The sequence below is a fragment of the Streptomyces sp. NPDC058632 genome (genome assembly GCF_042717095.1).
In the GTDB taxonomy this organism is placed as follows: Bacteria; Actinomycetota; Actinomycetes; order Streptomycetales; family Streptomycetaceae; genus Streptomyces.
Genome location: NZ_JBHXQZ010000182.1, coordinates 1 through 4,513 on the forward strand (window position 1 = coordinate 1; position 4,513 = coordinate 4,513).

General features: G+C 73.1%; 4 protein-coding genes. 2 read left to right on the top strand and 2 right to left on the bottom strand.

Annotated features, from left to right (window positions below):
• Nucleotides 1-127: 127 nt before the first annotated feature.
• Entirely contained in the window at nucleotides 128-520 is a 393-nt protein-coding gene (gene trxA / locus ACFWVE_RS34710; protein ID WP_384023167.1) for a thioredoxin, read from the bottom strand.
• 120 nt (nucleotides 521-640) lie between these two features.
• On the opposite strand from trxA, the gene ACFWVE_RS34715 reads away from it, so the two are divergent.
• A complete protein-coding gene (locus ACFWVE_RS34715; RefSeq protein ID WP_384023170.1) occupies nucleotides 641-2,128 on the top strand; it encodes a dihydrolipoyl dehydrogenase family protein in 1,488 nt (495 codons plus the stop codon).
• A gap of 91 nt (nucleotides 2,129-2,219) precedes the next feature.
• Here the strand turns inward: ACFWVE_RS34715 and ACFWVE_RS34720 are convergent, their stop codons facing one another.
• Nucleotides 2,220-2,864, bottom strand: a complete 645-nt coding sequence (locus tag ACFWVE_RS34720; RefSeq protein WP_384023173.1) for a peptide deformylase — start codon at nucleotides 2,862-2,864, stop codon at nucleotides 2,220-2,222.
• Between the two features lie 144 nt (nucleotides 2,865-3,008).
• Here ACFWVE_RS34720 and ACFWVE_RS34725 point away from each other — a divergent pair, with 144 nt between their 5' ends.
• Nucleotides 3,009-4,484: a PepSY-associated TM helix domain-containing protein gene (locus ACFWVE_RS34725; RefSeq protein WP_384023176.1), complete on the top strand. Its 1,476-nt coding sequence runs from the start codon at nucleotides 3,009-3,011 to the stop codon at nucleotides 4,482-4,484.
• Nucleotides 4,485-4,513: the final 29 nt, after the last annotated feature.

The window sequence follows — 4,513 nt, forward strand, 5'->3', positions numbered from 1 at the left end:
GAGAGCTACGAGGCCGGACTGCACCTGTGTGGGGCAATGCTCTGGCTCCGCAGCATCGCACCACACTCTTGATCCGAACTCCAGACAGGACCTAGTCGCGGAGCCGGGGCGGTCACCCGTCCCGGCTCTAGGCATCCGCCTTGCCGTCGCCCTGCGCGGCCTGCTGCTCGGCGATGGACTTGCGGACCTCGTCCATGTCCAGCTTCCGGGCCTGACCGATGACGTCCGTCAGCGCGGCCTCGGGCAGCGCGCCCGGCTGCGCGAACACGGCCACCTGGTCGCGGACGATCATCAGCGTCGGGATCGACTGGATGTTGAAGGCCGCGGCCAGCTCAGGCTGAGCCTCCGTGTCCACCTTGCCGAACACCAGGTCCGGGTTCTCCTCGGCCGCCTTGTCGTACACCGGTGCGAACTGACGGCACGGCCCGCACCAGGACGCCCAGAAGTCGATCAGAACGAACTCGTTCTCCGTGACCAACTGGTCGAAGTTCTCCTTGGTGAGCTCCACGGTGCTGCTCATCGCGTATGTCCCTCTTCCTGATGTCGGGGTGGGCTGCCGGTACAACCACGGCCGTCGGGTCACGTATTCCGCGCCCCTACCCGTGTGGCCACCGGCCACACCACCCACCAGACTGGCACCATGACGCAGACGCAATCGGATTCGCCGGAATCGGCAGCGCAGTCCACGCAGTCCACCGAACCGGAATCGGGGACCCTCGACTACGACGTCATCGTGCTCGGCGCGGGGCCGGTGGGGGAGAACGTCGCCGACCGCACGCGCGCGGCAGGGCTGACCACCGCCATCGTGGAGAGCGAACTCGTGGGCGGCGAGTGCTCCTACTGGGCGTGCATGCCCAGCAAGGCCCTGCTGCGTCCCGTCCTCGCGCGCGCCGACGCCCGCCGCGTGCCCGGCCTGTCCGGATCGGTACAGGGGGCGCTCGACGCGAGCGCCGTCCTGGCCCACCGCAACGAGTACACCTCCCAGTGGAAGGACGACGGCCAGGTCCAGTGGCTGGAGTCCGCCGGCATCGACCTCCACCGCGGCGTCGGGCGGCTCACCGGCCCGCGCACGGTCACCGTCACCGCCGCCGACGGAACACGGCGCGTCCTCACCGCCCGGCACGCCGTCGCCGTCTGCACGGGCAGCCGCGCGCTGCTGCCCGGCATGCCCGGACTCGACGAGGTCGCGCCCTGGACCAGCAGGGAGGCCACCAGCGCCCAGGCCGTGCCCGGCAGGCTGGTCGTGGTCGGTGGCGGTGTCGTCGCCACCGAGATGGCCACGGCGTGGCAGGGGCTCGGCTCCCGGGTCACCCTCCTGGTGCGCGGCAAGGGCCTGCTGCCCCGCATGGAGCCCTTCGCCGGGGAACTGGTCGCCGAGGCGCTCACCGAAGCCGGCGTGGACCTCCGTACCGGCACCTCCGCCACCTCGGTGACCAGGGAGAACGGTGTCGTCGTGGTCGTCACCGACACGGGGGAGCGCATCGAGGCCGACGAGATCCTCCTCGCCACCGGCCGTGCCCCGCGCACCGACGACATCGGCCTGGAGACCGTCGGCCTGGAACCCGGCTCCTGGCTCACCGTGGACGACAGCCTCCAAGTGACCGGCCAGGACTGGCTCTACGCGGTCGGTGACGTCAACAAGCGTGCCCTGCTCACCCATCAGGGCAAGTACCAGGCCCGTATCGCGGGCGCCGCCATCGCCGCCAGGGCGGCGGGGGAGCCGGTGGCCGGCCGGGCGTGGGGCGCGCACGCCGCCACCGCCGACCACGACGCCGTCCCCCAGGTCGTGTTCACCGACCCGGAGGCGGCCTCGGTGGGCCTCTCCCTGGCCGAGGCGGAGGAAAAGGGGCACCGCGTCCGCGCCGTCGACGTCGACCTGGCCTCGGTCGCGGGCGCCGGCCTGTACGGCGAGGGCTACAAGGGCCGCGCCCGCATGGTCGTCGACCTCGAGAGCGAGACCCTGCGCGGCGTCACCTTCGTCGGCCCCGGCGTGGGCGAACTCATCCACTCGGCCACCGTCGCGGTCGCCGCCCAGGTGCCGGTCGCCCGCCTGTGGCACGCGGTTCCGTCGTACCCGACGATCAGCGAGGTGTGGCTCCGGCTGCTGGAGGCGTACCGGGACGCCTGAGGGTTCGGGGCGGGAGACGGGCGGGGCGGGGATTCCTCAGCCCGCCCGTGTCCGGTCCGGCGGCCCCTCCTCTCCCGGAACCCGAGTCCGTTCAGGGCAGTTCGAAACCCAGTGCCCGCGCGGCCTCCTCCGGCGTGGGCTGCGCCCAGCGCTCCGCCACCGCCTGATGGGAGGACAGCGAGCGCGGCTCTGCCCGGTCGAGGTAGAGCGTGCCGTCGAGGTGATCCGTCTCGTGCTGCACGATCCGGGCGGGCCAGCCGCCGAACACCTCGTCCACCGCCCGCCCGTGCTCGTCCTGCCCGGTCAGCCGCACCTCGGCGTGCCGCGCCACCACCGCCTGGTACCCCGGCACGCTCAGGCACCCCTCGAAGAACGCCGCCCGTCCGCTGCCCACCGGCGCGCAGACCGGATTGACCAGCACCCGGAACGGCTGCCGCACCCGGCCACGCGCCACCGCCACCGCCTCCGTGACGGGCGCCGGATCCTCGATCACCACGATCCGCAGCCCCACCCCGACCTGCGGCGCGGCCAGCCCGACCCCCGGCGCGGCATGCATGGTGACCCGCAGGGCCTCGACGAACCGGGCCAGCAGCGCGGAGTCCAACTGGCCGTCGAAGGGGTCGGACGCCCGCCGCAGCACCGGGTCCCCGGCCGCGACGATGGGCAGCGGCCCGTCACCGGCGATGAGTTGCTCGACCCGCTCGGCCAGGGGCACACGATCGTTCGGAGTTCCCATCGCGTCAGGATGCCATGGGCCGGACGGACGGCCGCCGTCACGAGTGGCGCAGGTCACATGTCCCTCCTGGAACTCGGCGCCCCGCAGCCCCGACCACTGGAGCAGCATCACGGCCGCCAAGTCGCCCTCGGGAGAAGCCCACCGATGACCACCGCCCCCTCGACCGCCACGGCCGAGGCCCCCCGACCTCCCACCCCCGCACGGCAGAGATCCGCCTGGGGCACCCTGCGCCCCCTGGTCCTGCGCCTGCACTTCTACGCAGGCGTGGTGGTGGCCCCGTTCCTGCTCGTCGCCGCCCTCACCGGCCTGCTGTACGCCGCCTCCTTCCAGGCCGAGAAGATCGTCTACGGCCATGAGCTGACCGTCCCCGTCGGTGACCGCGAACTGCCGATCTCCGAACAGGTCGCCGCCGCCCGCAAGGCCCACCCCGAGGGCACGGTCTCCGCGATACGCCCCTCGCCCGAGGCGGACGCGACGACCAGGGTGATGCTGTCCGGCGTGGCGGGCGTGGACCCGAACCACACCCTCGCCGTGTTCGTCGATCCGTACACCGGGGAGGTGCGCGGTGCGCTCGAGCAGTACGGTTCCAGCGGCGCGCTGCCGCTGCGCACCTGGATCGACGAGTTCCACCGCGACCTGCACCTCGGAGAAACGGGCCGCCTCTACAGCGAGTTCGCGGCCAGCTGGCTGTGGGTGATCGCCGGCGGCGGCCTGGTGCTGTGGTTCTCCCGCCGCCGCACCCTGCGCAGGATCCGCGGCACCAGCGGCCGACGGCGCACGCTGGGTCTGCACGGCGGCATCGGCGCCTGGGTCGCGGTCGGCTTCCTCTTCCTCTCCGCGACCGGGCTGACCTGGTCCACGTACACCGGCGCCAACATCGCCGACCTGCGCACCTCGCTCGGCCAGGAGACGCCCGTGGTGTCGGCCGCGGCGGGCGGCGAACACGCGGAGCACGAGACGGCCGGCGGCACGGGAGGCGACGCGGCGCACGGGGTCGGCCTCGACCGGGTCCTCGCGGCGGCGCGGGCCGAGCGCCTCGGCGACCCGGTGGAGGTCGTCCCGCCCGCCGACGCGGACTCCGCGTACGTCGTCAAGCAGATCCAGCGCAGCTGGCCCGAGAAGCAGGACGCCGTCGCCGTCGACCCGGCCACCGGACAGGTCACCGACGTCGTGCGGTGGGCCGACTACCCGGTGCTCGCCAAGCTCAGCCGCTGGGGCATCGACCTGCACACCGGCAGCCTCTTCGGCCTGCCCAACCAGATCGCCCTGATGCTGCTCGCGGCCTGTCTGATCCTGCTGATCCTGTGGGGCTACCGCATGTGGTGGCAGCGCGGCCGGGGTTCGTCCTTCGGCAGGCCGATCCCACGCGGCGCCTGGCAGCAGGTCCCGCCGTACATCCTCGTCCCGCTGCTGGCGGTGATCGCCGTACTCGGCTACTTCGTCCCCCTGCTCGGCATCCCGCTGGCCGCCTTCCTCGCCGTCGACATCGTCCTCGGGGAGATCGCACACCGGCGGGGCCGGAAGGACGGAGGGGGCGGGGGAGCCGGGGGAGCAGGAGAGGCCGGGGAGGCCGGCGGAGCCGAGGACGGCGAACCGAGCGGGGCGGCGCGGACGCCGTAGCCGGAGCACCCATCAGGACGAACCGTACG

Bases quoted from the DNA above. Each gene is read 5' to 3' on its own strand.
- ACFWVE_RS34720 (WP_384023173.1), bottom strand. From the start codon at position 2,864: ATGGGAACTCCGAACGATCGTGTGCCCCTGGCCGAGCGGGTCGAGCAA.
- ACFWVE_RS34725 (WP_384023176.1), top strand. From the start codon at position 3,009: ATGACCACCGCCCCCTCGACCGCCACGGCCGAGGCCCCCCGACCTCCC.
- ACFWVE_RS34715 (WP_384023170.1), top strand. From the start codon at position 641: ATGACGCAGACGCAATCGGATTCGCCGGAATCGGCAGCGCAGTCCACG.
- trxA (WP_384023167.1), bottom strand. From the start codon at position 520: ATGAGCAGCACCGTGGAGCTCACCAAGGAGAACTTCGACCAGTTGGTC.